The organism is Micromonospora sp. B006 (assembly GCF_003408515.1).
Taxonomy (GTDB): Bacteria; Actinomycetota; Actinomycetes; order Mycobacteriales; family Micromonosporaceae; genus Micromonospora; species Micromonospora echinospora_A.
This window is the reverse complement of sequence record NZ_CP030865.1, coordinates 6,432,304-6,457,317: the sequence shown is the minus strand read 5'-3', so window position 1 is coordinate 6,457,317 and position 25,014 is coordinate 6,432,304. Positions and strand designations below refer to the sequence as shown.

General features: G+C 73.8%; 27 protein-coding genes. 8 read left to right on the top strand and 19 right to left on the bottom strand.

Features of this window, described 5'->3' with window-relative positions:
- Window positions 1-29: 29 nt before the first annotated feature.
- Genes mnhG through MicB006_RS28830 form a run of 6 tightly spaced genes read right to left on the bottom strand, consistent with a single transcriptional unit; the run spans window position 30 to window position 6,150 of the window.
- Window positions 30-428 carry a monovalent cation/H(+) antiporter subunit G gene (gene mnhG / locus MicB006_RS28855; protein ID WP_116510340.1) on the bottom strand — a complete coding sequence of 133 codons (399 nt, stop codon included), beginning with the start codon at window positions 426-428 and terminating at the stop codon, window positions 30-32.
- Entirely contained in the window at window positions 425-688 is a 264-nt protein-coding gene (locus tag MicB006_RS28850) for a monovalent cation/H+ antiporter complex subunit F (protein WP_073829889.1), read from the bottom strand. The genes mnhG and MicB006_RS28850 overlap by 4 nt, the downstream gene beginning before the upstream one ends.
- Window positions 685-1,287, bottom strand: a complete 603-nt coding sequence (locus tag MicB006_RS28845; RefSeq protein ID WP_073829890.1) for a Na+/H+ antiporter subunit E — start codon at window positions 1,285-1,287, stop codon at window positions 685-687. Before MicB006_RS28845 ends, MicB006_RS28850 begins: the two co-directional genes overlap by 4 nt.
- Complete coding sequence (locus MicB006_RS28840; RefSeq protein WP_116510338.1) at window positions 1,284-2,855, bottom strand: Na+/H+ antiporter subunit D; 1,572 nt, start codon at window positions 2,853-2,855, stop codon at window positions 1,284-1,286. Before MicB006_RS28840 ends, MicB006_RS28845 begins: the two co-directional genes overlap by 4 nt.
- The gene (locus MicB006_RS28835) at window positions 2,852-3,319 is read right to left on the bottom strand and encodes a Na(+)/H(+) antiporter subunit C (RefSeq protein ID WP_073829892.1); all 468 of its coding nucleotides are present in this window, start codon (window positions 3,317-3,319) and stop codon (window positions 2,852-2,854) included. The genes MicB006_RS28840 and MicB006_RS28835 overlap by 4 nt, the downstream gene beginning before the upstream one ends.
- Complete coding sequence (locus MicB006_RS28830) at window positions 3,316-6,150, bottom strand: Na+/H+ antiporter subunit A (RefSeq protein WP_116510337.1); 2,835 nt, start codon at window positions 6,148-6,150, stop codon at window positions 3,316-3,318. The genes MicB006_RS28835 and MicB006_RS28830 overlap by 4 nt, the downstream gene beginning before the upstream one ends.
- A 192-nt stretch (window positions 6,151-6,342) precedes the next feature.
- On the opposite strand from MicB006_RS28830, the gene MicB006_RS28825 reads away from it, so the two are divergent.
- Both MicB006_RS28825 and MicB006_RS28820 read left to right on the top strand, forming a co-directional pair.
- Complete coding sequence (locus MicB006_RS28825) at window positions 6,343-7,326, top strand: SpoIIE family protein phosphatase (RefSeq protein WP_116511935.1); 984 nt, start codon at window positions 6,343-6,345, stop codon at window positions 7,324-7,326.
- 118 nt (window positions 7,327-7,444) lie between these two features.
- The gene (locus MicB006_RS28820; protein WP_073830067.1) at window positions 7,445-8,665 is read left to right on the top strand and encodes a CdaR family transcriptional regulator; all 1,221 of its coding nucleotides are present in this window, start codon (window positions 7,445-7,447) and stop codon (window positions 8,663-8,665) included.
- Between the two features lie 26 nt (window positions 8,666-8,691).
- On the opposite strand, the gene MicB006_RS28815 is transcribed toward MicB006_RS28820, so the two are convergent.
- A complete protein-coding gene (locus tag MicB006_RS28815; RefSeq protein ID WP_073829894.1) occupies window positions 8,692-8,922 on the bottom strand; it encodes a potassium transporter TrkA in 231 nt (76 codons plus the stop codon).
- Window positions 8,923-9,290: 368 nt separating this feature from the next.
- On the opposite strand from MicB006_RS28815, the gene MicB006_RS28810 reads away from it, so the two are divergent.
- Genes MicB006_RS28810 through MicB006_RS28800 form a run of 3 tightly spaced genes read left to right on the top strand, consistent with a single transcriptional unit; the run spans window position 9,291 to window position 11,443 of the window.
- Complete coding sequence (locus MicB006_RS28810; RefSeq protein WP_116510335.1) at window positions 9,291-10,130, top strand: rod shape-determining protein; 840 nt, start codon at window positions 9,291-9,293, stop codon at window positions 10,128-10,130.
- Window positions 10,131-10,132: 2 nt separating this feature from the next.
- Window positions 10,133-10,447, top strand: coding sequence for a TraR/DksA family transcriptional regulator (locus tag MicB006_RS28805; protein WP_116510334.1), 315 nt, complete (start codon window positions 10,133-10,135; stop codon window positions 10,445-10,447).
- 48 nt (window positions 10,448-10,495) lie between these two features.
- Window positions 10,496-11,443, top strand: coding sequence for an acyltransferase domain-containing protein (locus tag MicB006_RS28800; RefSeq protein WP_116510333.1), 948 nt, complete (start codon window positions 10,496-10,498; stop codon window positions 11,441-11,443).
- Here MicB006_RS28800 and MicB006_RS28795 read toward each other — a convergent pair whose 3' ends face one another.
- Window positions 11,444-11,992 (bottom strand): AAA family ATPase, encoded by a 549-nt coding sequence (locus tag MicB006_RS28795; protein ID WP_116510332.1) that lies wholly within the window; start codon window positions 11,990-11,992, stop codon window positions 11,444-11,446.
- A gap of 46 nt (window positions 11,993-12,038) precedes the next feature.
- Window positions 12,039-13,262: a multidrug effflux MFS transporter gene (locus tag MicB006_RS28790; RefSeq protein WP_116510326.1), complete on the bottom strand. Its 1,224-nt coding sequence runs from the start codon at window positions 13,260-13,262 to the stop codon at window positions 12,039-12,041.
- Between the two features lie 431 nt (window positions 13,263-13,693).
- On the opposite strand from MicB006_RS28790, the gene abc-f reads away from it, so the two are divergent.
- Complete coding sequence (gene abc-f, locus MicB006_RS28785; protein WP_116511933.1) at window positions 13,694-15,331, top strand: ribosomal protection-like ABC-F family protein; 1,638 nt, start codon at window positions 13,694-13,696, stop codon at window positions 15,329-15,331.
- Window positions 15,332-15,347: 16 nt separating this feature from the next.
- Here abc-f and MicB006_RS28780 read toward each other — a convergent pair whose 3' ends face one another.
- Window positions 15,348-16,370 carry a sensor histidine kinase KdpD gene (locus tag MicB006_RS28780; protein ID WP_073829900.1) on the bottom strand — a complete coding sequence of 341 codons (1,023 nt, stop codon included), beginning with the start codon at window positions 16,368-16,370 and terminating at the stop codon, window positions 15,348-15,350.
- The gene (locus tag MicB006_RS28775; RefSeq protein ID WP_116510324.1) at window positions 16,367-17,062 is read right to left on the bottom strand and encodes a response regulator transcription factor; all 696 of its coding nucleotides are present in this window, start codon (window positions 17,060-17,062) and stop codon (window positions 16,367-16,369) included. Before MicB006_RS28775 ends, MicB006_RS28780 begins: the two co-directional genes overlap by 4 nt.
- Window positions 17,063-17,164: 102 nt before the next feature.
- Here MicB006_RS28775 and MicB006_RS28770 point away from each other — a divergent pair, with 102 nt between their 5' ends.
- Window positions 17,165-17,728 (top strand): DM13 domain-containing protein, encoded by a 564-nt coding sequence (locus tag MicB006_RS28770; protein WP_116510323.1) that lies wholly within the window; start codon window positions 17,165-17,167, stop codon window positions 17,726-17,728.
- 8 nt (window positions 17,729-17,736) lie between these two features.
- Here MicB006_RS28770 and MicB006_RS28765 read toward each other — a convergent pair whose 3' ends face one another.
- From MicB006_RS28765 to MicB006_RS28735, 7 genes are read right to left on the bottom strand one after another with little or no spacing between them, the layout of a single operon-like run.
- Complete coding sequence (locus tag MicB006_RS28765) at window positions 17,737-18,666, bottom strand: amidohydrolase family protein (protein WP_116510321.1); 930 nt, start codon at window positions 18,664-18,666, stop codon at window positions 17,737-17,739.
- Window positions 18,666-19,583, bottom strand: coding sequence for an MBL fold metallo-hydrolase (locus MicB006_RS28760; RefSeq protein ID WP_116510320.1), 918 nt, complete (start codon window positions 19,581-19,583; stop codon window positions 18,666-18,668). Before MicB006_RS28760 ends, MicB006_RS28765 begins: the two co-directional genes overlap by 1 nt.
- Complete coding sequence (locus MicB006_RS28755) at window positions 19,580-20,395, bottom strand: ABC transporter ATP-binding protein (RefSeq protein ID WP_116510319.1); 816 nt, start codon at window positions 20,393-20,395, stop codon at window positions 19,580-19,582. Before MicB006_RS28755 ends, MicB006_RS28760 begins: the two co-directional genes overlap by 4 nt.
- Window positions 20,392-21,156, bottom strand: coding sequence for an ABC transporter permease (locus tag MicB006_RS28750; RefSeq protein ID WP_073829906.1), 765 nt, complete (start codon window positions 21,154-21,156; stop codon window positions 20,392-20,394). Before MicB006_RS28750 ends, MicB006_RS28755 begins: the two co-directional genes overlap by 4 nt.
- A complete protein-coding gene (locus MicB006_RS28745) occupies window positions 21,153-21,914 on the bottom strand; it encodes an ABC transporter permease (protein WP_116510317.1) in 762 nt (253 codons plus the stop codon). Before MicB006_RS28745 ends, MicB006_RS28750 begins: the two co-directional genes overlap by 4 nt.
- Window positions 21,911-22,885, bottom strand: a complete 975-nt coding sequence (locus tag MicB006_RS28740; protein ID WP_116510311.1) for an ABC transporter substrate-binding protein — start codon at window positions 22,883-22,885, stop codon at window positions 21,911-21,913. The genes MicB006_RS28745 and MicB006_RS28740 overlap by 4 nt, the downstream gene beginning before the upstream one ends.
- Window positions 22,882-23,601 (bottom strand): class II aldolase/adducin family protein, encoded by a 720-nt coding sequence (locus MicB006_RS28735; RefSeq protein WP_116510309.1) that lies wholly within the window; start codon window positions 23,599-23,601, stop codon window positions 22,882-22,884. The genes MicB006_RS28740 and MicB006_RS28735 overlap by 4 nt, the downstream gene beginning before the upstream one ends.
- A 225-nt stretch (window positions 23,602-23,826) precedes the next feature.
- On the opposite strand from MicB006_RS28735, the gene MicB006_RS28730 reads away from it, so the two are divergent.
- On the top strand, window positions 23,827-24,540 hold the full coding sequence (locus MicB006_RS28730) for a Clp protease N-terminal domain-containing protein (protein ID WP_116510307.1): 714 nt from the start codon (window positions 23,827-23,829) through the stop codon (window positions 24,538-24,540).
- 103 nt (window positions 24,541-24,643) lie between these two features.
- On the opposite strand, the gene MicB006_RS28725 is transcribed toward MicB006_RS28730, so the two are convergent.
- Complete coding sequence (locus MicB006_RS28725) at window positions 24,644-24,976, bottom strand: hypothetical protein (protein WP_124778824.1); 333 nt, start codon at window positions 24,974-24,976, stop codon at window positions 24,644-24,646.
- Window positions 24,977-25,014: the final 38 nt, after the last annotated feature.

The following is a 25,014-nucleotide window of genomic DNA, read 5'->3' as shown; positions in this document are numbered from 1 at the left end:
GCTCCCTGCCTCGGCGCTCGCGCGTGGTCTCAGGACGTGCGGGCCGGCGACGTCTCCTGCGGCTCACCGGCCCGGTCCGCCCGGATCCGGTCGATGTCACCGGACAGCTCGTCGGTGATCAGCAGGTCCCGCCGGATGTCGTCGTGCGGGTACGCGGTCCGCCCGACCATGTGCGCGGCGACCGGGGCGGTGGCGAGCTGGAACAGGCCCACCAGGACCAGCGTGGTGATGTCCACCCCGGTACGCAGCCGCAACGCGCAGCCGAGCAGCACCAGCAGCAGCCCGAGCACCTGCGGCTTGGCCGCCGCGTGCATCCGCGACAGCACGTCCGGGAAACGGATCAGCGCGATGCCGGCGGCCAGGGAGAGCAGGGCACCCGCGATCAGGCAGACGCCGGCGACGGTGTCCAGGATCGTGTCGAGCGTCATTTCGGGTTTCTCCGGGACGCGAAGCGGGCGACGCTCACCGAGCCGACGAACCCGACGAGGGCGAGGACCACGAGCACCGGCAGCGCGGTGGCGTCCCGGCTGTAGGCGGCCTCGGTGGCGATGGCCGCGACCGCGACGGCGAGCAGCACGTCGGTGGCCACGGCCCGGTCGAGGATCGACGGCCCACGGATGATGCGGACGAGGGTGAGCCCACCGGCCGCGACGAGCAGCGCGGTGACGATCACGGCGACGACGGTCACGTCGGTGCTCCTTCCAGCTCGACCGACCCGGACGGGCCGGTGGGTGCGGATCGACGGATCAGGTCCAGTTCCTCGGCCGAGCCGACGGCGGCGACGATGCGCCCCTCCAGTTCCAGCACGTCGCGCCGGAAGCGCTCCACCTCGTCGAGGCTGCGGATGCCGATGACGTGCACGTAGAGCGTGCCGGTGTTCCGGTCGGCCTCCAGGATCAGGCTGCCCGGCACCAGCGACAGGGCCTCGGCGTTGAGGGTGAGGTTGAGGTCGGTGTTCACCCGCAGCGGCACCGCGATGATGGCCGAGTGCGGGTGTTTGGACCGGACGGCCAGCCAGGCGATCTGGACGGACGCCACCACCAGGTCGCGCAGGAAGCGGGCCAGGAATCTCAGCAGCGGCACCGGCCGGATCCGGCCGGCGAACGTCACCGGGGGCAGCGGGAAGACCACGAGCAACACGGCGGCGACCACCAGTCCGCTGATCACGTTCGCCCAGCTGAAGGTGCCCCACAGCAGCACCCAGACGGTGACCAGGCCGGTCACGGCGATCGCGCGGTTGCGCCAGCGGTCGCGGGGGGTCAGCGGCGCCTTCGGCTGACTTGTCACGGCGGTCCCTCCGGGAACACGGCCTCCACGTACGGGGCACGGCGCAGCAGGTCGTCGGCGGCATCGGTGCTGATCTCGAACAGCGGACCGGCCACCACGGTCAGCGCCAGACCGAGCACCACCAGGGCGGCGGTCGGCACCGTCATCAGCCGGGGCAGCACGGCCCCGGCCGGCGACGCGCCCTCGTGCGGCTGCTCGGCGCCGTCGGTCCGGGCCGCCCGGTCGGCGTCACCGGGCTCCGGCATGTCCGGGTGCGGCGCCCGCCAGAACGCCAGGTTCCACACCCGGGCGATGGCGTAGAGGGTGAGCAGGCTGGTCAGCAGCCCACCGCCGACGAGCACCCAGGCCAGGAACCCGCCGTCGTCCACCCCGGCCTGCACGAGCCCGAGCTTGCCGAGGAACCCGGAGAACGGTGGGATGCCGGCCAGGTTGAGCGCCGGTACGAAGAACAGCAGCGCCAGCAGTGGCGACAGCCGGGCCAGCCCGCCGAGACGATCCAGCGCGGTGCTGCCGCCGCGTCGTTCGACCAGGCCGGCGGCGAGGAACAGCGTGGTCTGGATGGTGATGTGGTGCACCACGTAGAAGATCGCCGCGGACAGGCCGAGCGGGGTCGTCAGGCCGACCCCGAACAGCATGTAGCCGATGTGGCTGACGAGCGTGAACGACAGCAGTCGTTTGATGTCCGACTGGGCCACCGCGCCCAGGATGCCGACCACCATGGTCAGCGCCGCTATCACCATGAGCAGGTCGGCGGTGCGACCGCCGGGGAACAGCAGCGTCTCGGTGCGGATGATCGCGTACACGCCGACCTTGGTGAGCAGGCCCGCGAAGACCGCTGTCACCGGCGCGGGCGCGGTCGGGTAGCTGTCCGGCAGCCACGCCGACAGCGGGAACACCGCCGCCTTGATCCCGAACGCGAGCAGCAGCATGCCCTGCAGCACCAGGCGCATGTCGTCGGGCAGCGCGTCCAGGCGGTCGGCGAGCTGGGCCAGGTTCAGCGTGCCGGTGGCCGAGTAGACCAGGCCGATCGCCACCAGGAAGATCAACGACGAGAGCAGGCTGACCACGACGTACGTGGTGCCGGCCCGGATCCGCGTCTCGGTGCTGCCGAGCGTCAACAGCACGTAGCTGGCCACCAGCAGGATCTCGAAGCCGACGTAGAGGTTGAACAGGTCGCCGGAGAGGAAGGCGTTGCACACGCCGGCGGTCAGCACGAGATAGGTCGGGTGGTAGACCGACAGCGGCGTCTCCTCGTTGCCGTCGGCCATGCCCTGCCCGATGGAGTAGACGAGCACGCACAGGGTCACCGAGGCGGAGACCACGAGCATCAACGCGGCGAGCTGGTCGGCGACGAGCACGATGCCCATCGGCGCGGCCCAGCCGCCCACCTCCACCACGAGCGGGCCGTCCAGCGACGACTGGACCAGGAGCAGTGCCGCCACGGCGACGGTGGCGGCGAGCACGATGATGCTGACCCAGCGCTGGGCGCGGGCCCGCCGGGCGAGCAGCAGCGTGAGGGCCGCGCCGAGCAGCGGCATCACCACCGGCAGCGGAACGAGCCAGGTCATCGGCCGCCCTCCGCCTCAGCCAGGACCCGCGCCTCGGGGCTGCCGTCGGCGGGGCCGCCGTCCGCGGTGTCGGCGTCGGAGGTGCCGGGGCCCTCGTCCCGGTCGGCGAGTTCCATGATCCGGCGGTCCTCGACGTCGTCCTGCACCTCGTCGTGGCCGTTGAGGTGCCAGCTGCGGTAGGCCAGGGCGAGCAGGAACGCGGTCATGCCGAGGGTGATGACGATCGCGGTCAGCACCATCGCCTGCGGCAGCGGGTCGGCCATGTCCTCCTGGTCGGTGGTGCCGACGATCGGCGGGCCGCCGGCCCGGCCGCCGGTGAGCAGCAGCAGATTGGCGCCGTTGCCGAGCAGGATGACCCCCATCAGGACGCGGGTGAGGCTGCGTTCCAGCAGCAGCGTGACCCCGGTGGCGAACAGGACGCCGATCACCAGGATGTAGACCAGGTTGGGAATGTTCGGGCTCATACCAGCTCCTCTTCCCGTACGCCGGCCGGCGCGGTCTCCTGCTCGTCGTCCTCCTCCTGGCGGTCCATCTCCGCGCCCAGGCTGCGCAGGATGTCCAGCACCAGGCCGACCACGATGAGGTAGACGCCCACGTCGAAGAAGACGGACGTGACGAAGTGGACATGGCCCAGCAGCGGCAGGTGGAAGTCGAGCGTCGCGCTCTGCAGGAACTCGCCGCCCAGCAGCATCGCGGCGACGCCGGTGCCGACCGCCACGAACAGTCCCGCGCCGAGCACGAAACCGGCGTCCACCGGCGCGGCGCCGTTGAGTTCGGTACGCCCGCCCGCCAGGTACCGCACCGCCAGCCCGAGGCCGGCGACCAGCCCGGCGGCGAACCCGCCACCCGGCGCGTTGTGGCCGGAGAAGAGCAGGTAGATGGAGAACAGCAGGATGGCGTGGAAGAGCAGCCGGGTGACGACCTGGAGGATCACCGACTGCTGCCGGGAGGTCGCGCCGCCGGTGAGCCAGCGCGGGCGCGACGACTGCTGCCGGCCGGCGCCGGGGATGCCGCTGCGCAGGTCCAGGGCGCGGGTGCCGCGGAAGATCAGGCTGGCCACACCGGTGGCGGCCACCACCAGCACCGCGATCTCGCCCATCGTGTCCCAGGCCCGGATGTCGACGAGCGTCACGTTGACCACGTTCTTGCCGCCGCCGTAGGACACGGCCTCGTCCGGGAAGTCGACCGAGATCGGCGTGGCCACGCGGCTGCCCGCCGCGACGTACGCCATGCCGGCGGTGACCACGCCGACGGCCACGCCGAGCGCGACGCGGAACTGCCGGGTGGCGCGGATCGGGCGGGCCGAGAACCGGCGCGGAAGGCGGCGCAGCACCAGCACGAACATCACGATCGTGACGGTCTCCACCAGGAACTGGGTGAGTGCCAGGTCCGGCGCGCCGTGCAGGATGAACAGCAGCGCCGTGCCGTAGCCGGTCACCCCGACCAGGATCATCGCGGTCAGCCGGCGGCGGGCGCGCGCGGCCACCAGCGCGGCGACCACGACGACAGCGCCCGCGACCGCCTGCAACGGCGTGTCCCACAGCTGGAACCGCTGCGCCCAGGGAATGCCGGCCAGCACCGCCCCACCCGGCAGGATCACCAGCACCAGCAGGATGACGCCGAGGTAGAACGGCAGCGATCCGCGCTGGGTGGCGCCGGTGAGCTCCACCGCCGCACGGTCGACGGCGCTCGCCAGCTTGTCGTAGCCGGTGGCGCCGTCGAACGGCAGCCGGGCGAGGTACGGGCGGCGGCGCTGCAGCAGCAGGAACAGCGCGACGCCGCCGGTGACGGCCAGCGCCGACAGGCCGAGGGCCGGCGTCAGGCCGTGCCAGAGCGCGAGGTGGTAGCCGGGGTCGGCGGTCGGGAACTGGTCGGCGTACGGGGCGAGGACCCGGTCCACCGCCGGGGCGGCGATCCCGACCACGAGGCCGGCGAGGGCGAGCACCGCCGCCGGGCCGAGGAAGGCCGGCTCGATCCGCTCGGGCCGGGTCTCGGGCACGTCGGGCTTGGCGGCGAACGCGCCCCAGAGGAAACGCAACGTGTACGCGACGGTGAGCGCCGAGCCGGCCACCACCCCGGCGAGCACCAGCAACTCGACGGGCCCGCCGTGCAGGAACGCCTCCAGCGCCGCCTCTTTGGCCACGAAGCCGAACAGCGGCGGCAGGCCGGCCATGGAGGCGGCCGCGAGCCCGGCGACGGCCGCCAGCACCGGCGCGCGGCGGCCCAGCCCGCTGAGCTCGCGCAGGTCGCGGGTGCCGGTGACGTGGTCGACGACGCCGACGACGAGGAAGAGGGTGGCTTTGAACAGGGCGTGCGCCAGCAGCATCGCGGCGCCGGCCAGCGCGGTGTCGCGGGTGCCCGCGCCGAGGATCACCATCAGCAGGCCGAGCTGGCTGACCGTGCCGTACGCCAGCAGCAGCTTGAGGTCGACCTGCCGCAGCGCCGTCCAGCCGCCGAGGAACAGCGTGATCAGGCCGCCGCCGAGCAGGATGGCGCGCCACACGGTGGCCTGGCCGACCGCGGGGCCCATCAGCGCGGCCAGGAACACGCCCGCCTTGACCATGGCGGCGGCGTGCAGGTAGGCGCTGACCGGCGTGGGCGCGGCCATCGCGCGCGGCAGCCAGAAGCTGAACGGGAAGATCGCCGACTTGCTCGTCACGCCGAGCAGGACGAGCACCAGCGCGGCGGTGAGGTACCCGCCCTCCGGCAGGTTCCCGGCGATCTCGGACCACCGGTACGAGCCGGCGTGCTGACCGAGCATCACGAACCCGGCGAGCATCGCCAGGCCGCCCAGCGTGGTCACGAGCAGCGCCTGCATCGCGGCGCGCCGGCTGGCCCGCTTGGTGGGGTCGCTGCCGATCAGCAGGTACGAGAAGACGGTGGTCAGTTCCCAGAACACGTACAGCAGCAGCAGGTCGTCGGAGACCACCAGGCCGAGCATCGCGCCGGCGAACGCGACGAACACCGCGGCGAACCGGCCGAGGCTCGGGTCGTCGGAGTGGAAGTAGCGCGCGCTGTAGATCAGCACGAGGGCGCCGACGCCACCGACGAGCAGCACCAGCAGCCAGGACAGCGTGCCCATCCGCAGCGCGAGGTCGAGGCCGAGCTGCGGCACCCAGGTGACCGTCTCGACGACCGGCCGGCCCGAGCGCACCTGCCCGGTCCGGGTCAGAGCCCAGACCAGCGCCGCGGCGGGAACGGCGGCCAGCAGGTAGAGAGCGCGTCGACCGAGTAGGCGTACCAGCACGGGGGCGATCACGGCTGCGAGCGCATGGACCGCCACCAGAACCAGCACACACACTCCTCAAGATCGACGCCCGGTACGTCAACCCTAACTGGCGATTCGGCGAGACAAAATGTCGAGAGAATCACGCGCTCGTGTCGTGTCACCCGGGCCCGGCTCAGGGTAAGGAGTGAGGTTGGGTCTCGGCCGGTACGCCGTCGCCGCCCGGCGGGTACCCCCGATAGGGTGGTGGGCGTGCTGCCGATGCGAGCCGCCCTGGCGGGCACCACCGGGAACGCGGTGCTGATGGGTGTCGCCGAGGTCGGCACCCCGATCGGCTGGGTGCTGCTGCCCGGCCTGCTCGGCGTCTCGGCCCGGCCCCGGGCGGCGGCGCTGGTGTCGGCGTGGGCGGGCGTGCTGGTGGTGGCGTCGGTCCTCCTACCGGTGATCCCCGGTCATCGCACCGACCCGCAGGCGCTGCTCGCCTCCGCGGTCAGCCTGTCCGCGGTGCCCCTGCTGGCGTGGGCCCGCCGACGGACGCGGACCGCGTCGGTGACGCGCGCCGCCGGGCCGCCGGACGTCGCGGTCTTCACCGTGCCGGCCGGGCCGGGAAGCGCGGCGCTGGCGGTCTGCGGCTCGCCCGGTGAGATCGGCGCCGCCGTTCCGCTGCGCGGCGGCGGGCTCCTCGCCCTGATCGGCACGGTCACCGGCGCCGCGCTGGACACGCCCGCCGGACGGCGGGCGGTCGAGCAGACGTTCCGCCGGCACGCAGGGCTGGCAGCGTCGCCGCAGCGCCTCGCCGGCGTGCTCGACCAGGCGGTACGCGACCTCGCGCCGGCGGGTCACCTGCGCGCCACGATCGTGCGGGTGGACCGGTCCGGCGCGGTGGAGGCGGTGCGCTGCGGCTCGCCCGACCTGATCACCGTCAGCGGAGACCGCAGCGATCTCGCCGAGGTGCCGGCCGGGCCGGCGCTCGGATCCACTCGACCGGCCGGGTCCACCGCCCGGGCCGGGTCCACTTCACCGGGCGGGGACGCGACGCCGTCGCCGGTCACCGGCCGGCGGGTCGCCGTGGTCGGCGCCGCGTTCGCCGACGCGCACGGCGAGCGCTGGGTTCGCGTACTCGATCAGGTGGCGGCCGACGACGACCCGGCGGGGGCGGCGCGGCGGCTGACCCGCGGTCCCCGGGGTGGGCGGCGGATCGGTCCGGCGCTCGTGGTCGACCCGGGTCCGCCGTCGCGGGCATGACACCGGGCGCGCCCGGACCGACCGCGCGGGCCGGTCGCGCCCGCCGGCGCCGGACCCGCGGCCTACGCTGGGCGCGGTGGGCCGGCATCGGATGCCGGCCCGGCACGGGGAGACCGCGATGACCGACAACGTCCGCCGGCCGGCGCCGGCCGCGGGCGGCGAGGACGAGCAGTGGCTGGCCGAGGTGGCCCGCGAGGCGAGCGCCGACGCCGGTGGCGTGCCTGTGGAACTGCTCGGCGACTACCTGCGGCTGCTGACCGACGCGGCGGTGACCGGCCGCCGTCCGCGCCGCGCCGAACTCGACGCGGTGGGCGCCCTCGGCCGGCGCGCGGCCGAGCAGGGGGTTTCCGCCGGACGCGCGGTACGCCTCTACCTGTCCGCGGCGCGGCGGGTGTGGCGGCAGCTTCCGCACCTGGACCGCTCCGACGACAGCGAGGCGGTCCGCGCCGCCGCCGACGCCGTGCTGCACGTGGTCGACACCGCCGTCGCCACGCTCGCCGAGGGCTACGCGGTGGCCCGGCGGGAACTGGTCCGGCGCGAGGAGTCGCTGCGCCGGGAACTCGTCGACGACCTGCTGCGCGGGGACTCCGACCTCGGCGGGCTGGTGGAACGGGCCGAGCCGTTCGGGCTGGACCTGGCCCGCGTACACCAGGTCGCGCTCGCCGCGCCCGGCCGCCGGCTGCCGGACACGGAGGCGGCGATCAGCGCGCTGGAACGGGCCGTCTTCGACCGGCTGGGCGACCGGGACGTCCTGGTGGCCACGAAGGAAGGGCTGCTCGTGGTGATCGCCCCGGCCGATCCGGTGGCCGGCGACCGGGGCCGCGGGCCGGCCGGGAATCTGGGCACGCTGATGCACGGCGAGCTGGACCGCCTGGTGCGGGGCCGGCCGTGGCAGGTGGCGGTGGGCCGCCCGCACCCCGGCGTGTACGGCATCGCCCGCTCCTACGAGGAGGCGCGGGAGGCGCTGACCACGGCGCGGCGGCTGCACTCCGACACGTCCGTGATCGACGCGCACGACCTGCTCATCTACCGCGTCCTGCTGCGCGACCAGCCCGCCATGGTCGACCTCGTCCGGGCGGTGCTCACACCGCTGGCCCAGGCGCGCGGCGGCGCCGAGCCGCTGCTGGACACTCTGAACGAGTACTTCGCCTGCGGCGAGGTCGGCACCGAGGCGGCCCGCCGGCTGCACGTGTCCGTCCGCACCGTCACCTACCGGCTGGCCCGCGTCCGGGCGCTGAGCGGTTACGACCCCGCCGACACGCGGGACCGGTTCACGCTGCACGCCGCCGTCCTCGGCGCGCGGGCGCTGGACTGGCCACGCAAGCCGCTGCCGGCCTGACACCCGGGCCGTCGCCGCCGTGACGCTCAGGCGGGAACGGCGACCAGTTCCGGGAAGCCGAGCAGGTTCGCCAGGGCCGACGCCTCGTCGCGGGTGAGGCTGAGCGTCACCATGCGGTCCGGGTCGTCCGGGTCGTCGTGGACGACGTCGCGCCGGCCGCCGGTGTGGTAGTCGATCACTCCGATGCGGCGGCCCTCTTCGGTGGTCAGCGTGTGCCGGACCCCGATGCCGGGGAGGAACGTGCGTTCGATGATCACGGGAACCTCCTCACGTCAACCATAGCTCCGGGGGGTGCCCGGATCGGTTGTCCAGTGACCGGCAATCATTCGGCCCTTTGTTGGCCGGTGGCAGGCAATGCCGAGCGCGGCTTTCCGGGCGAAGCTGGAGGTCCCAGGCGGTACCCGAGCAGCGAGGAGGTGGTGACCATGACCCGCACGTCGATGGCTTCACCACCGGTGTTCGCCGGCTTCGGCGCGTCCCGGTCCGCAAGCGGCGACCAGCAGCGCGCCTGAGCCCTGGCCCCCGGCGCCGTCGAGCGAATCCGGCGTCCGGCCCCGGCCCTCGGCCACACCCTTCCCCGCACCGTCCACCGCCCGGTTGGGCGCCTGATCCGAAAGAGGTCGGTATGCCGCATCCCGTCACCACCGTCCGCTCTCCGGCGCGTACCGGTCTGCTGATCGGCCGCTCCCACACCACCCGCCCGCCGCTGGCCGTCGACGCGGCGCCGATCGCCGTGGACCTCGGCAGCAGCCTGCTGCGGATCTGGCTGGGGCCGGGCCGGACACTCAGCGTCCCGCTCGGTCACGGCCTGCGCAGCCCGGTCGTACGGCGCGGGCGGATCGTGGACGGCCCGGCCTGTGTCACCGAGCTGCGACGCGTCCTGCGAGACCACCGCGCGTCGGTGCCGGTCGGCGCGCTCGTGGTGGCCTGCCGGCCGGTGCTGGCCGCGCCGGCCGACCAGGAGGCGACGCGCCGCGTGCTCGCCGCCGTCCTCGCGCCGTCCCGGCTGCTGTTCCTCGACAGCGTCCGGGCGGGCGCCATCGGCGCCGGCGCCGCCGCCGGCACCCTGCTGCTCGCCGACATCGGCGCGCAGCTCACCGAGGTGGCGTTGCTGGAGGACGGCCGCGTCGTGGCCGCCCGCCGCGCCGAGGTCGGTACCCGCGACCTGAACCACGCGACGACCGCCGGCATGCTCGCCGACGCCGCCGCGCGACTGGTCCGTGAGCTGCGCCAGGATCCGGCGTTGCGGCCCCTGGTCCGCACGGCTCTGGCCCGCGGCGTGATCGTCATCGGCGACGGCGCGACCCGGCCCGACGTGACCGCCCGCATGGTCGCGACACTCGGCGCCGCCGTCCACCGCGCCGCCTCACCCCGGACCGCCGCCCTGACCGGCGCCGGCATGGCCGCCATCTCGGCCCTGCGCCACCCGCACGACACCCAGCGCCGCCCGGAAAGGAGCGCCTGATCATGACGCACGCCCTGAACGACCGCACCGACACCCTGCGGGAACTGCTGGACCGGCAGTTCAACGAGTACACCGACCAGCTCACCGAGCTGACGCTGCACACGCGGCAGCCCGACCACGGCGGCCACGACCCGGACACCCTGCGCCGGCTGATCGAGGCCGCGCGCCAGGGCATCGCGGACACCGCCCAGGCGCTCAAGCGCATGTCCGAGGGCACGTACGGCGTGTGCGAGCGCTGCGGCCAGGACATCCCGACCGCCCGCCTGGAGATCCGCCCCTCGGCCCGCTTCTGCGTGCCGTGCCAGCAACGGCGCTGACACCGCACGGGGCTGTCGGCGCGGACGCCGGCCGGTAGCGTCGTCCCCATGGATGTGGACGACGTCGCCGGCCGGCTCGGCGTGCCCGCCGAGGAGATCGACCGGGTGCGCCGGCTCGCCGGCGACCGGCCGTCCGCGCCGCTGCCCGCCCGGGCGGACGCGCCCGCGCTGCTGGAGCGGCTCGCGGTCCGCCCCGACGACGCCGCCGAGATCATGGCGGCCTGGCCGGAGCCGGAGTCCCCACTGTGGACACCGGAGCTGCGCTGGCTGCTCGACCGCTCGATCGCCCTGGTCCGGGCCGACCTCGGCGGCTTCGGCTGGCTGCCGCCGGGCCCGTCGCTGCCCCGCGACCGGGGACCGGCCTGGCGGCACCTCTACGCCTACGCGTACCTGGCACTGGTCGACGTCGTCCGGGCGTACCACGCCGACCACGGCGTGCCCGACGAGGTTTCCTGGGCGACGCTCGCCGACCTGGGCAACAACCTCACCGTCGACCGGCGGATGCACGGTGAGGGCTGGCCGGTCATGCAGGCATGGCTGACGCTGCACGCGCGGGGCGGCATCTACGAACTGGGCCGCCTGCAGCACCAGCGCGGCGACGCCGGCACCATCGACCTGCACATCCCCGACTCGGGGCCGCTGACCCCGGAGGCGGTCGACGCGTCGCTGGAGCGGGCCCGGGCGTTCTTCCCGCGCCACTTTCCCGACGAGAGCTACACCGCCTTCTCCTGCGGCTCCTGGCTGCTCGACCCGCAGCTGAGCGAATACCTGCCGGAGGACTCCAACATCGTCCGGTTCCAGCGGCGGTTCACGCTGGAGCCCTACCAGCAGATGGACGGGCTGGACGGCGACGTCGAGGTGCTGCGCTTCGTCTTCCGCAGCCTGAACACGCCGCTGGACCGGCTGCCCCGCCGCACCGCGCTGCAACGCGCCGTCATCGACCACCTGCGGGCCGGCCGCCACTGGCAGTGGCGCCGCGGCCGCTTCCCGATGTAGTCACGTCCGGCGCCGGCCCGGCGTCGGCGAGCCGCTCGCCAGCCAGTCGTCGAGGGCGGCCGGGTCGGTGAACAGCAGCACCGGCGGTCCGGCCGGGTCGGCCGCCCAGGCCCGCAGGCGCCGGCGCGCCCGGCCGAACCCGGTGACGTGCCAGACCACCACCGAGTCGAGGGACAGCACGCTTCCCCACGACTCCCGGTTGCCGTTGCAGATCACCTCGCCACTGGCCAGCCGTTGCCGCGTACGCCGCAGCAGCCGCCGGAACGAGACCCCGCGCGGATAGTCCAGCCCGATCACCAGGTCGGCGCGGCCGAGCACCACGTCCCGCCAGCCGTGGTAGGCGCCGTCGAGGATCCATCGGTCGCGCCGGCAGATCTCCTCGATCCGCCGCCGCTGCTCGGCGACCGGCACCTCCACCCAGCCCGGTTCCCACAGCAGGTCGTCGACCGGATACCAGGGCAGGTCGAAGCGCTGCGCCAGCCGTGCGGCAAGCGTCGACTTGCCGGACCCGTGGATCCCCTCGACCAGGATGCGGGCCGGGGCGGTCATGGCAGCAGCCTAGGCGCCGCGCGCACCCGCGCCGCCGGGCGGTCCGTCAGTGCGCGACCGCTACCGCCGGATCCGCCTCCAGGCCGGCGAGCTGGGACGGCCGCACGACGACCAGCAGCACCGCCAGGGCGGCCACCATCCCGCCGGCCACCACCAGCGCCATCGCCACCGCGCCGGTGCCGAGCACGCCGACCAGCGGCGCCGCCACCGCGCCCACGCCGAACTGCACCGCACCGAGCAGAGCGGACGCGGTGCCGGCCGCCTCGCCGTGGCGGGACAGGGCCAGCGCCGGGGCGTTCGGCATGGCCAGGCCCGCCGCCGCCAGCACCACCCACAGCGACACCAGCAGGGCGGGCAGCCCGCCGAAACCGGTCGCGGCGAACACCACCAGCGCCAGCCCGGCCACCGTGCCCCCCGCCAGCGAGGCCACCAGGATCCACTGGGACGAGTAGCGGCGCAGCAGCCGCACGTTGTACTGGGTCGCGCCGATCAGGCCCACCGCGCCCGCCCCGAACGCCAGCCCGAACTCCTGCTCGTCGAGGCCGTACCCGTCCTGCAGGACGAACGACGAGCCGGCCACGTACGCGAACAGCGCCGCCATGGCCAGGCCGGCGACCAGGACCAGGCCGACGAAGACCCGGTCGCGCAACAGCCCGCCGTAGTTCATCACTGTCGCCACGACACCACCGCGCTGACGGCGCGCGGGCGGCAGCGTCTCCGGCAGGGCGAGCGTGGCCAGCACGACGAGCAGCACCCCGAAGACGGCGAGGACCACGAACACGCCGCGCCAGTCCGTCCACCGCAGCACACCGCCGCCGAGCGTCGGGGCGAGGACCGGCGCCGCGCCCATCACCAGCAGCAGCCGGGACAGCATGGTGGCGAATGCCGACCCGCTGAACAGGTCACGCACCACAGCCATCGCGACGACGGCGGTCGCGGCGACGCCGAGGCCCTGCACGACCCGCAGCACGCCCAGGACGGCGACGTTCGGGGCGATCACGCACAGCGCCGACGCCACGATGTGCAGCAGCAGACCGGCGATCAGCGGACGGCGCCGCCCGACCGCGTCCGACAACGGCCCGATCAGCAACTGCCCGACGGCGAGCCCGGCGAGCGTCCCGGTGAGCGTCAACTGCACCGCCGCCGACGTGGTCGCGAAGTCCGCCACGATCGCGGGCAGCGCGGGCAGGTACATGTCGATGGTCAGCGGGCCCACCGCGATCAGCGAGCCGAGGACGAGCACGAGCCTCACCCGCTGACCTCGGCTCATCAGGTCACCCGGGGTGGGCGTCGGGGTGACATCGGTCGTCTGGGGAACTTCCGCCCGGTCGACGTGCGGCCGGGCGGAAGAGGGTGCGGCACTCACACCCTGAGTCAAATGCGTCTCCGGTGATCACATTCCCGCATCGGCGAGAGGTAACGCAGGTCACGCCGCTGCGACGCGGTTTCCGGCACGACCGGCCGCCGCCCAATGTCGTTGCACGGCGTACCGGCGCGATCTAGGCTCGGACGGTCCGAGAAGCAGGGAGACCAGACATGGCGGGCGACGACGACATCTCCGGGTGAGCCCGGCAGATGCGACAGACCACCGGCACGCGCGGATCAGCGCCGTACGCCGTGGTCGCCGCGTCGTTCCCCGAGACCATGTCCTCCGCCAGGTGGCTCCGTTCCGCCTGCCCTCACTCCGAGGTCGTCTTCCCGATGTCCCAGTCCTTCGTCGTCTGCTCGAACCTGACCTTCTCCTGGCCGGACGACACCCCGGTCTTCCAGGACCTCTCCTTCACCCTCGGCGCGGGCCGGACCGGCCTGGTCGCGCCGAACGGGGCCGGCAAGAGCACGCTGCTCAAGCTGATCGCCGGTGAGCTCCGGCCCGCCGCCGGGTCGGTCACCGTCGACGGCGTGCCCGGCTACCTCCCGCAGAGCCTGCCGCTGTCCGGCGACCTGACAGTGGCGCAGGTGCTGGAGATCGCCCCGCTGATCGCGGCGCTGCACGCCATCGAGGCCGGGGACGCCGACGAGCGGCACTTCACCACCATCGGCAACGACTGGGACATCGAGGAGCGCACCCGCGCCGAGCTGGACCGGCTCGGCCTCGGCGACCTCGCGCTCGACCGGCGGCTGGACACCCTCAGCGGTGGGCAGGTCGTCTCGCTCGGCCTGGCGGCGCAATTGCTGAAGCAGCCCGACGTGCTGCTGCTGGACGAGCCCACGAACAACCTCGACCTCGACGCCCGGCATCGGCTGTACGACGTGCTGGAGCAGTGGACCGGCTGCCTGCTGCTGGTCAGTCACGACCGGGCGCTGCTGGACCGGATGGATCGCATCGCCGAACTGGACCGCGGCGAGATGCGGTTCCACGGCGGGAACTTCACCGCGTACGAGGAGGCGGCGCGCGCCGCGCGGGAGGTGGCGCAGAAGAACGTCCGCAACGCCGAGCAGGACCTCAAGCGGGAGAAGCGGGAGTTGCAGGAGGCCCGCGAGCGGGCGGCCCGCCGGGCCGGCAACGCCGCCCGCAACCTGAAGAACGCGGGGCTGCCGAGGATCGTCGCCGGCGGCATGAAGCGGGACGCGCAGGTGGCCGCCGGCAAGGCGAACGAGATGCACTCCGGGCGGGTCGACGACGCCCGGGCCCGGCTCGACGAGGCCGAGCGGGCGCTGCGCAACGAGCGGAAGATCTCGGTGGAGCTGCCCGCCACCGAGGTGCCGGCCGGACGCACACTGCTCGCCGCCGAAGGAGCGCAGATCCGGTACGGCGACCGGCAGCTGTTCGCCGCCGGTGGCGTCGACCTGACGATCCGGGGACCGGAGCGGATCGCCCTGCTCGGCGGCAACGGCGCGGGCAAGTCCACGCTGCTGCGCCTGATCAACGGCGACCTGGAACCCGAGCAGGGCCGGATCACCCGGGCCGACGGCCGCATCGCGTACCTGTCGCAGCGCCTCGACCTGCTGGACTCCGACCGTACGGTGGCGGAGAACCTGGCCGCGTTCGCGCCGCAGGCCCCGGACGCGCAGCGGATGAACCTGCTGGCCCGCTTCCTGTTCCGCGGCCCGCGGGCGCACCTGCCGGCCGGGGTGCTCTCCGGCGGCGAGCGACTGCGGGCGACGCTGGCCTGCGTCCTGGGCGCCGAACCGGCGCCGCAGCTCCTGCTGCTCGACGAGCCGACGAACAACCTCGACCTGGTGAGCGTCGCCCAGTTGGAGAGCGCGCTCAACGCGTACCGGGGTGCGCTGCTCGTGGTCAGCCACGACGAGCGGTTCCTCGCCGCGATCGGGGTCGAGCGCTGGCTGCGGCTCGCCGACGGGCGCCTGGTGGAGACCGGTCCCCCGGACGCCGCCTGACCGGCGCAGCGGTCGGTCAGGCGGGCGGGAGGCGGACGACGAACCGGCAGCCGCCGGTGACGTTGTGCGCGTGCACCCGCCCGCCGTGCGCCTCGACCAGGCCGCGCACGATGGCCAGGCCCAGCCCGCCACCGGCCGGCGCGGGCTGGTCGGCGCCGGCGGGGGTGCGGGCCCGTGTCCCCCGGAACGCCACGTCGAACACCCGGGGCAGGTCCGCCTCGGGGATGCCGCCGCAGGTGTCGGAGACGGCGAACCACACGTCGCCCTCGTCGTGGCCGGCGTCGACACGCACGGTGCCGTCCGGCGGCGTGTACCGCACCGAGTTGACGAGCAGGTTCGTGACGACACGGGCGAGTTCGGCCTCGGCGGCCCGGACCGTGGGCCAGCCGGCCTCCGGGGCGAGCACGCGCACCCCCCGGTCGGCGGCCAGCGGCGCGGTGGCGGCGATCGCGTCGGACACGACGTCGCCGAGCGGCACCGGGGACAGCGCGGGCCGCAGCGCGCCGGCGTTGATCCGGGACAGCTCGAACAGGTCGTCGACCAGGCGCGTCATCCGGTCGGTCTCGACCCGGATCCGGTGGTGGTACTCGGCCACCGTCGCCGGGTCGTCGACCACCCGGTCCTCCAGCGCCTCCGCCATCGCCCGCAGACCGGCCAGCGGCGTCCGCAGGTCGTGGGAGACCCAGGCGACCAGCTCGCGACGGCCGGCCTCCAACTGCCGCTCCCGCTGCCGGGCCTGGTCGGCCCAGACGGCCGCCCGCGCCAGCCGGCGGGCGAACGCCACGCCGACGGCCAGGCTGACCGCCGCGGACGCCGCGACCGTCACGAGGACGACCTGCAGATCGTGCGCGGACAGGAACATGGCCTGCGCGACAGCGGTGACGCCCGCCGTCACCGAAGCGATCGTGACCGCGAGCAGCACCGCGATGTGCGCGAGGATCGACCGGCGGCGCACCAGCCGCAGCGCGCCCACGCCGAGCGCGCCCACGACCGCGCCGGCCAGCAGGGCGTAGAACCCGATGACCAGCAGCTCGTTCACCGGGACTCCAGCGGCTCGTAGCGGTAGCCGACGCCCCACACGGTGACGATGCGGCACGGCTGCGCGGGACGGTCCTCGATCTTCTCCCGCAACCGCCGGACGTGGACGGTGACTGTCGACTGGTCGCCGAAGCGCCAGCCCCACACCCGGTCCAGCAGTTCGGCCCGGGACCACGCGCGCCCCGGGTTCGCCAGCAGGAACGCGAGCAGGTCGAACTCCCGCACGGTCAGCGCCAGCGGGTCGTCGCCGCGCACGGCGACCCGCCGGTCGGCGTCGACGGTCAGGTCGCCGTCACGCAGCACCCCGGCCGGTCCCCGGTCGTCGCGGGCCGTGCGCCGCAGCACCGACCGGATGCGCAGCACCAGTTCCCGTGGGGAGAACGGCTTCGTCACGTAGTCGTCCGCGCCGACCTCCAGCCCGGCGACCCGGTCGGCCTCGTCGCCGAGCGCGGTGAGCATGACGACCGGCAGGCCCGGCAACCGGCGACGCAGCCGACGGCACACCTCGATGCCGTCGAGGCCCGGCATCATCAGGTCGAGGACCACGAGGTCGGGCGGCTGTTCCCCGGCCGCGACGAGCGCGTCCGCCCCGTCGAAGGACAGCCGGACCCGGTAGCCGTCCTGTTCGAGATAGCGCCGGACGACGTCGCTCACCGTCCGGTCGTCGTCGACGACGAGCACGTAGCGCTCCATGGGCCTGACGCTACCCACCGGCGTCCCGGTGCGGCGGCCCGCGATCGGGCCGTAAGCGGACGGAAAGATCCGCCGGCCGGGTACGGCCCTACGGTTCACGACATGGGCAGAAGACGTGTGGTGTTGTCGGTGCTCGCCGTCGTGGTCGTCGTCGGCCTCGGGGTGAGCCTGTACCTGTTCCAGCCGTGGCGGCTGGTGACCGACCGCGAGGTGCGCGAGGCGCTGCCGTCGGTGACGGAGCCGCCGACGGCCGGCACGAGCGGCGCGCAGGTCACCGGCGGGGCGCCCGCCGACGTGGTCCTGGCCGCCGGTGACTTCGTCACCCACGAGCACGACACGTCCGGCCGGGCGCAGCTGGTCCGTCTCGCCGACGGCCGCCGCCAGTTGCTGCTGCGGGGCCTGAACACCTCGGACGGTCCCGACCTGCGGGTCTGGCTCACCGACCGGAAGGTGCTGTCCGGCCGCGCGGGCTGGCAGGTGTTCGACGACGGCCGCTGGGTGGAACTGGGCCGTCTCAAGGGCAACATCGGCGACCAGGCGTACGACATCCCGGCGTCGGTGGACCTGGACGGGCTGCGCAGCGTGGCCATCTGGTGCAAGCGGTTCGCGGTGTCGTTCGGCGCGGCCCCGCTGGCCGCGGCGGGGACGGGATCGGCGCCGGCCTGATCGGCGTCTCAGCCGCGCCCCAGCAGGCGCAGCGTGTTGCCGCCGGCCACCAGGGCGCGCTCGTCCGGGTCGAGGCCCGCGCCGCGCAGCGCCGCATCGACCCGCTCCCGGGTGGTGTCCCGTTCGGCGACCGGCCAGTCCCCGCCGACGACCACGTGGTCGGCGCCGAGCAGGTCGGTGGCGAACCGGATCGCCGACGGCGCGAACCCCATGGTGTCGGCGTACACGTGGGCGCGGCGGTCGGGCGCGCTGAGCAACGCGCCCTCGTCGGTGGCGGCGGCCAGCGCCAGGCCGGCCACTCCGAGCATCGGGAAGACCACGTGCAGGCCGGGCAGCGCGGCCAGGACGCCGCCGGTGAGCAGGGACAGCAGCGCGGCGGCGTTGATCGTGCCGCGGGCCAGCGACGTGCCGAGCCGGCCCAGGCCCGCGAACTCGGCGGTCAGCGTGGACCTGCTGATCGGATGCGCGAAGACCGGCACGCCCAGCTCGGCCGCGGCGGACAGGGTCGGACGGGCGGCCGGGTCGCCGAGCAGCCGCCCGTCCGCGGCGGCGCAGTCGACGACGATGCCCGGCAGGCCCAGCTCGCGGACGGCCCGGACCACCTCCCCGGCGGCCACGTCGCCGCCGAAGGCGTCGATCGTGGCGAGCCCGGCGAGGCGGCCCGGATCCCCGGCGACCACGGTGGCCAGATGGTCGTTGAGCCGCCGCTGGTCGTCCGGCCGCGTCCGTTCACCGTGCGGTGTGACCATCGCCGGCGGGGCGCTGAGGACGCGCAGGTCCACGCCGTGCCGGCCGGACTCGGCGAGCAGGCCGTCGAGGTCGGCGACCCGCCGGGCCGTGTCGGCCCAGCGGGCGGCGAGCACGCCGGTGGCGTTGTGCGGCAGCACCGCGGGATAGTCCGGACAGGCGTGGTGGGTGTGGAAGTCGGCGATGAACATCAGACGTCGAGGAACGTGTAGGTGAAGCCGCGCTCGGCCCGGCGCACGTATCCGGCCGCCGGGAACGGGAAGTGCGCCGGGACGAGCAGGTCACCCGAGTCGGCGGCCCGTTCGAGCAGCCGGCGGCGCTGGTCGGCGGAGTCGCCCGGCACCACGCAGTAGCGGATGCTCCACTCCGGCCGTTCCAGTTGGACGCCGTGGTGCAGCATGTCGCCGGCGAACAGCGCCCGCTGCCCGGCCGACTCGACGACCAGGTAGACGTTGCCCGGCGTGTGGCCGAACGCCGGCACCAGGTGCACCTGCGGGGACAGCACGTGGTCGGCCTCGATCAGGTCGAGCACTCCGGCGTCGCGCAGCGGCAGGATGCTGTCGGCGATGTAGTCGCCGGTCCGTTGCATCGCTCGTGCGCCGTCCGGGCCGGTCCACCAGTCGAACTCCTCCCGGACCACCAGGTACCGGGCGTTCGGGAAGGTCGGCTCCCAGCCGCCGCGGCCGTCCGCGCTGGTGGCGAACCCGACGTGGTCGACGTGCAGGTGGGTGAAGACGACGGTGTCGATGTCGCCGAGCGACACCCCGGCGCGGGCGAACTGTTCCAGGAACGGCCGGTCCGCCCGGTCGAACACGCCGCCGTTACGCGGCTTGCCGTTGCCGCCGCCCGCGTCGACCAGGATCAGCCGGTCGGGCGTACGCAGCAGGTGGGCCTCCTGGTTGAGCAGGATCCGGCCGTCGTGGGTGAACGGTTCCCGGGTGTAGAACGCGCCGTCGGTCCACGACTCGGTCTCCATCTGCGGGAAGAACTCGGCCGGGTCCACGAAGTAGTCGACCTCGCGGATCGGGAAGACCTCGACCTCACCGACTCGGAAGGACCACAGCGGGCCCTCGCCGCCGCCGGTGTCGGTCCAGCGGGCGTTGCTCATACCATCTCGCTCTCGGGTGTGCGGCGAGCGTGCGGCTCGCCGTCGGGGGTACGGCGTACCTGCGTCCACACTCGGGTGCGCAGCTCGCCGAAGCGGGCGGAGGAACGGGTGCCGATCTGTTCCCGGTCGGCGGGCAGGTCGACCGGGATGTCGGCCTGGACTCCGGAGACGCCGGTGCCGAGCACCACGACACGCTGACTGAGGTAGACCGCCTCGTCGATGTCGTGGGTGACGAAGACGATGGTCATGCCGTAGCGCTTCCACAGCGCGGCCACCAGGTCCTCCAGGTCGGCGCGGGTCTGCGCGTCGACGGCGGAGAACGGCTCGTCCATCAGCAGCAGCCGGGGCCGGTAGGCGACCGCACGGGCGATCGCGACGCGCTGCTGCATGCCGCCGGAGAGCTGCCAGGGGTACGCGTCGCCGGCCGCGCCGAGTCCGACCGCGTCGAGCGCGTCGGCGACGAGTTCCCGCCGCCGCGCCCGGCTCAGGTCCAGGTGCCGCAGCGGCAGCTCGACGTTCTGCCGGACCGTCTTCCAGGCGTACAGGCTGCGGCCGTACTCCTGGAAGACGACGCCGAGGCCGGGCGGCGGTTCGGTGACCGGACGGCCGCCGAACCGGACCTGTCCCGCCGTGGCCGGCAGCAGCCCGGCGACGATCTTGAGCAGGGTGGTCTTGCCGCAGCCGGACGGGCCGACGAGCGCGACGAATTCGCCCTCGGACACGGTCAGGTCGATCGCGGTCAGCACCTCGACGGTGCGTTCCCGGGCCCGGTAGGTCTTGCCGATCCCGGCGATCTCGAGCAGGGAGGTCATGGTCGCTCCGTGAGTTGTCCGGTGTGGCCGCGATGCCAGCGCAACGCGCGCCGCTCGACGAGCTCGAAGAGTTTGGCGAGCCCGAATCCGAGCAGGCCGATCAGCAGCACCCCGCTCCACATCTGCGGGATGGCGAAGCTGCGCTGGAACTGCACCACAGTGAAGCCCAGCCCGTCGGTGCTCATCAGCATCTCGCTGACCACCATCAGGATGATCGACAGGCCGAGGGCCTGCCGGGCGCCGGCGAAGATCTGCGGGCTCGCGCCGCGCAGCACCAGCAGGTGCCGGGTGCGGCGCGGCAGCCGGTACGCCGCGGCGGTCTCCAGCCCGACCTCGTCGGCGGCGCGGACACCGTCGGCGGTGTTGAGCAGGATCGGCCAGACCGCGCCCACAGTGATGACGACCAGCTTGGTCGTGTCTCCGATGCCGACCGCCACCAGCAGCACCGGGATCAGCACCGGGGCGGGCAGCACCCGGAAGTACGCCAGCAGCGGGCCGGTCAGCGCGCGGGGCACCGCCCACCGCCCGATCACGAAGCCGAGGACGACGCCCGCGGCGAGCGCGATCGTGTAGCCGGCGGCGAGGCGCCACAGACTGGGCACCACGTCGCGGACGAACGTGTCGGAGAACCACACGTCCCGGAACGCCTCGACGATCGTGCGCAGCGGCGGCAGGAACACGTTGGTGCTGCCGTCGCTGGCCACCCACCAGGCGGCCACGAGCGCCGCGGGCAGGCCGAGCGCGTAACCGAGGGCCTTCACGCCACGGCCTCCCGGCGGGTCGCCACGTGCCAGTGCAGCAGCCGCCGCTCGGCCAGCCGGGCGAGCTGGTCGAGGCCGATGCCGAGCCCGCCGGTGAGCAGCACCAGCGCGTACATGCCGGTGGACTCGCCGGACTCCTGGCTGCTCCAGATCATCTCGCCGAGCCCGGCGGCGCCCATCACCAGCCCGCCGGTCAGGGCCAGCGCCAGCGCGACCGAGACGATCAGGCGCAGCGCCGTGCCCAGGTACGGCAGCACCGTGGGCCAGGTGACGTGCACGATCCGGGCCAGCCGGCCGAGCCGGAAGGCGCGGGCGGTCTCGACCGCCACCCGGTCCACGTCGCGCAGGCCGTAGAGCACCTGGAACACGACTATCCAGAAGCACGAGACGGCGACCAGCAGCACCGTGATCTGCCGGACGTCGAGCACGAGCACCAGCACCGGGATGAGCACGATCGACGGGACCGGCCGCAGGAAGTCGAGAGTGGAGGAGGTGGCCCGGCGCACCTGCGGCACCGAGCCGAGCGCGAACCCGGCCAGGATGCCGGCGACCAGCGCGATGACCAGGCCGATCGCCACCGCCGTCAGCGTACGACCGGTCGCCGTCCAGAACCGTTCCCCGGTGAGCAGGCGCAGCGCCTCGGGCACCACGGCGCTCAGCGGCGGCACGTACGCCGGGTCGAAGAACAGGCGGGCGAGGATCTCGTAGCCCGTTGCCGCGCCCGCCAGGCCCACGGCGCCGAGCCACCCCCTTCTCACTTGAGGATCAGTTCGTCGAGGTCGGGTGTGGTGGTGATGAGCCCGTCGCGCTGGGCGTAGCCGGCGAGCTTCTCGGCCGCCTGCCGGCTGACCTCGTCACGCAGGCCGGTCAGGGTGATCTTCGCGGCCACCTCCGGCTTGATCTCGGTGAACGTGGGGATCTTCGCGCGCACCTCGTCCTCGTGGTCGCGGGCGTACGCGTACGCCTCCCGCACCGCGTCCCGGAACGCGGTGACGATCTTCGCGTTCTTCGAGGTGTAGGAGCCGGCCGCGTACCAGGCGGAGACCGTGAGGTCGGGCGCCAGGTCGGTGAAGCCCCAGCCGACCGGCACCGCGCCCTGCGCCTTGGCCGCCGACAGGAACGGCTCGACCACCCAGGCGCCGTCCACCCGGCCCGTGCTGACCGCGGCGGGCGCCTGCGGGAACGGGATCTCGACGAGCTTGACCTTCGCCGGGTCGCCGCCGTCGGCGCGGACCGCCTCGCGGGCCGCCGCGGCGGCGATGTTGGTAAGGACGTTGACCGAGACGGTCTTGCCTTCGAGCTGCTTGGCGCCGGTGATGCCGGAGTCGCCCTTGACCACCAGGGCGCCGTAGTCGGCACCCTCCTTGCCGGTGGACGCGGACGCCGGCACCACGGCCTTGACGTCGAGGCCCTTGGACCGGGCCACGATCAGCGTGGTGAGGTCGCCGGTGGCGAAGTCGACCTTGCCGGCCAGCACGGCCGGCACGGAGGTCAGGTCGGAGGTCTCGGTGTCGACCTCGACCTTGAGGCCGTGCTTGGCGAAGATGCCCCGCTCCTGGGCCAGGTAGATGGGCGCGAGGTGGCCCAGCGGCGACGAGGCGAGCCGGACGGTGGTGAGGCCGTCGGCACTCGCCGCGGCGGGCGCGTCGTCCTGACCGCAGGCGGCGAGCGACGTGGTGAGCAGGACGGCGGCGAGGGCGCCGGCGATCCGGCGGCTACGGGTGGTCATGCGGTCGGCTCCTCAAAGCGCAGGCGCAGGTCGAGTTCGTGGACGTGGTCGGGGAACGGCACCGGGCCGCCGAGCGGCTCCGCGCCGATGCTGGAGACGGCCGCCTCCTCGATCGCCACGACGAGGCTCGCGGCGTGCCGGGCGGAGTCGCCGGCGACGAGCAGGCCGTGGTTGCCGAGCAGGATCGCGTACGTGCGGGGGTGCGCCGCGAACGTCTCGGCGATCGACCGCACCGCCGCCTCGGTGCCGCGGGGCGCCCACGGCGCGACCGGGATGTCGACCGGCTGGCCGTGCACCAGCAGGGCCTCGTACCGGGCCGGCAGCGACACACCGGCGAGGGCGTAGCTGGTGGCGTACGGCGAATGGGTGTGGATGACGGCGTTGACGTCGGGCCGGGCCTGGTAGACGCCGATGTGCATCTTCAGGATCGCGGCCACCGACGGGCTGGGAGTTCCCTCGTGGATGGTCCCGTCGAGACCGACCACGACGACGTCGTCGTTGACGGTGCGCAGCGCGGGCGCCGCGACCCGCAGGTCGTCGGCGGGCCACGGGCGCAGCAGCTCGCCGGCGTTGACGAGCAGGCGGTCGTCGTGGCCGGGGATCCGGACGCTGATGTTGCCGTGTCCGCTGGCCGACATGGCCGAGGCGGCGAAGAGCTTGTTGATGCCGGCGGTCAGGTCGGCGCGGGCTTTCTGGACAGGGTCGTGCTGAGTCATGGCGTGTCGGGCCTTAAGGAGTCGGCCGTGCCCAGGGGGCACGACGAGGCGACGTGTGCGAAGCGAGCCGGTAGGGCTCAGCGGCAACAGAGCGCGCTGGACGTACGGCCCTGGTCGAGGGCTCGTCGGGTGGTCAGCAGCGCGGGCATAACCCTACTATAACCCTAGGAAATGTAGGCGATCAAGGGGTGACCTGCTCAGCTCTCGCGTGACAGGATCGGTCAGGTGCCCAAGGTCAACGTTTATCTGCCCGACGCCCTCGCCGACCGCGTCCGCGACGCCCGGCTGCCGGTCTCCCGGATCTGCCAGACCGCGCTGACCCAGGCGCTGGACGGCGCCGTGGGCGCGACTCACGAGACACCCACCACCCGGGCGCTGCCCGCCGGGCTCACCCTGACCCCGCCCGCCAACCACCACGTGGCGGCGATCCTGCACCAGGCGTACGCCCTCGCGTCCGCCGCCGGCGCGGGCACGGTGGAGCCGGTCCACCTGCTGCGGGCCTTCCTCGACGAGGGCGAGAGCCTGGTGCTGAACACCGTCGAACTGCTGGGCTTCCCCGCCGCCACGATCCGCGCGGCCCTGGGCGAGACCCCCGCCGCCACGGCGACACCGACCGATCCCGTCACGTCGCCGACCGCCCTGGCGGTGCTGGCGGCCGCCGCCGAGCAGGCCACCGCGCACGCCTCGGCCGTCACCACCGGCAGCCACCTGCTGCTCGGGCTGTTGCGCGACGACGGCGAGGCGGGCGACGCGCTGCGCCGCACCGGGGTGACAGCTGTCGTCACGCCCGCCGCGCTCTCCGCTCTCTACCACGGCGTCGCGTTCGGGCGGATGCTGCCCGGACGCGACGCCGACACGACGGTCCTGCGCGTGATGATGCACGACGTCCTCGACCGCCTCGACCGGCTGCAGAAGCGCCTCGACGCGACGGACGCCTGACGGCGCCGGGCGGAACGTCGATCCTGAGTGCGCGGGTGCCGGCCGAGACGCGACGCGGGTGCGGTCGACGACCGCACCCGCGCCACTGCCTCTGCCCTCCCCGTTACCCCTCGAGCTGGTACAGGGTGGTTCCCTCGTCAGCACCCACCGGCGCCCGGCGGCACCGGCGAGCTTCTTCCGGGCGTGGCGGCCAGTCCCGGTAGGGCAGCAGGGTCAGACGCCACGCCAGCCGTGCGGTCAGGAGCAGACCCAGCGGCGGTAACAACCAGGCGACAGCGTCACGACGACGGTAGGAGACCAGCGGGGCGACCGCGACGACGAACAGGGACGGAACAACCACTCCCAGCACGTCGCTCAACGGGCCGCTGCCGAACACCGGATCGTAGATCAGGGCCTCCAGCGACACGTACGCGAGGAGCACCAGAATCAGCACCACTCCGGTCAGGGCCACACGGGCCCTCGGCGAGCGAGGGC

What these genes read in the sequence shown, in the direction of transcription:
- MicB006_RS28760 (WP_116510320.1), bottom strand. Translation starts at nt 19,583, where the DNA reads ATGAGCAACGCCCGCTGGACCGACACCGGCGGCGGCGAGGGCCCGCTG.
- MicB006_RS28765 (WP_116510321.1), bottom strand. Translation starts at nt 18,666, where the DNA reads ATGTTCATCGCCGACTTCCACACCCACCACGCCTGTCCGGACTATCCC.
- MicB006_RS28795 (WP_116510332.1), bottom strand. Translation starts at nt 11,992, where the DNA reads ATGACCGCCCCGGCCCGCATCCTGGTCGAGGGGATCCACGGGTCCGGC.
- MicB006_RS28790 (WP_116510326.1), bottom strand. Translation starts at nt 13,262, where the DNA reads ATGAGCCGAGGTCAGCGGGTGAGGCTCGTGCTCGTCCTCGGCTCGCTG.
- MicB006_RS28805 (WP_116510334.1), top strand. Translation starts at nt 10,133, where the DNA reads ATGACGCACGCCCTGAACGACCGCACCGACACCCTGCGGGAACTGCTG.
- MicB006_RS28770 (WP_116510323.1), top strand. Translation starts at nt 17,165, where the DNA reads ATGGGCAGAAGACGTGTGGTGTTGTCGGTGCTCGCCGTCGTGGTCGTC.
- MicB006_RS28740 (WP_116510311.1), bottom strand. Translation starts at nt 22,885, where the DNA reads ATGACCACCCGTAGCCGCCGGATCGCCGGCGCCCTCGCCGCCGTCCTG.
- MicB006_RS28775 (WP_116510324.1), bottom strand. Translation starts at nt 17,062, where the DNA reads ATGGAGCGCTACGTGCTCGTCGTCGACGACGACCGGACGGTGAGCGAC.
- mnhG (WP_116510340.1), bottom strand. Translation starts at nt 428, where the DNA reads ATGACGCTCGACACGATCCTGGACACCGTCGCCGGCGTCTGCCTGATC.
- MicB006_RS28735 (WP_116510309.1), bottom strand. Translation starts at nt 23,601, where the DNA reads ATGACTCAGCACGACCCTGTCCAGAAAGCCCGCGCCGACCTGACCGCC.
- MicB006_RS28825 (WP_116511935.1), top strand. Translation starts at nt 6,343, where the DNA reads ATGCGAGCCGCCCTGGCGGGCACCACCGGGAACGCGGTGCTGATGGGT.
- MicB006_RS28835 (WP_073829892.1), bottom strand. Translation starts at nt 3,319, where the DNA reads ATGAGCCCGAACATTCCCAACCTGGTCTACATCCTGGTGATCGGCGTC.
- MicB006_RS28820 (WP_073830067.1), top strand. Translation starts at nt 7,445, where the DNA reads ATGACCGACAACGTCCGCCGGCCGGCGCCGGCCGCGGGCGGCGAGGAC.
- MicB006_RS28840 (WP_116510338.1), bottom strand. Translation starts at nt 2,855, where the DNA reads ATGACCTGGCTCGTTCCGCTGCCGGTGGTGATGCCGCTGCTCGGCGCG.
- MicB006_RS28755 (WP_116510319.1), bottom strand. Translation starts at nt 20,395, where the DNA reads ATGACCTCCCTGCTCGAGATCGCCGGGATCGGCAAGACCTACCGGGCC.
- MicB006_RS28800 (WP_116510333.1), top strand. Translation starts at nt 10,496, where the DNA reads ATGGATGTGGACGACGTCGCCGGCCGGCTCGGCGTGCCCGCCGAGGAG.
- MicB006_RS28810 (WP_116510335.1), top strand. Translation starts at nt 9,291, where the DNA reads ATGCCGCATCCCGTCACCACCGTCCGCTCTCCGGCGCGTACCGGTCTG.
- abc-f (WP_116511933.1), top strand. Translation starts at nt 13,694, where the DNA reads ATGTCCCAGTCCTTCGTCGTCTGCTCGAACCTGACCTTCTCCTGGCCG.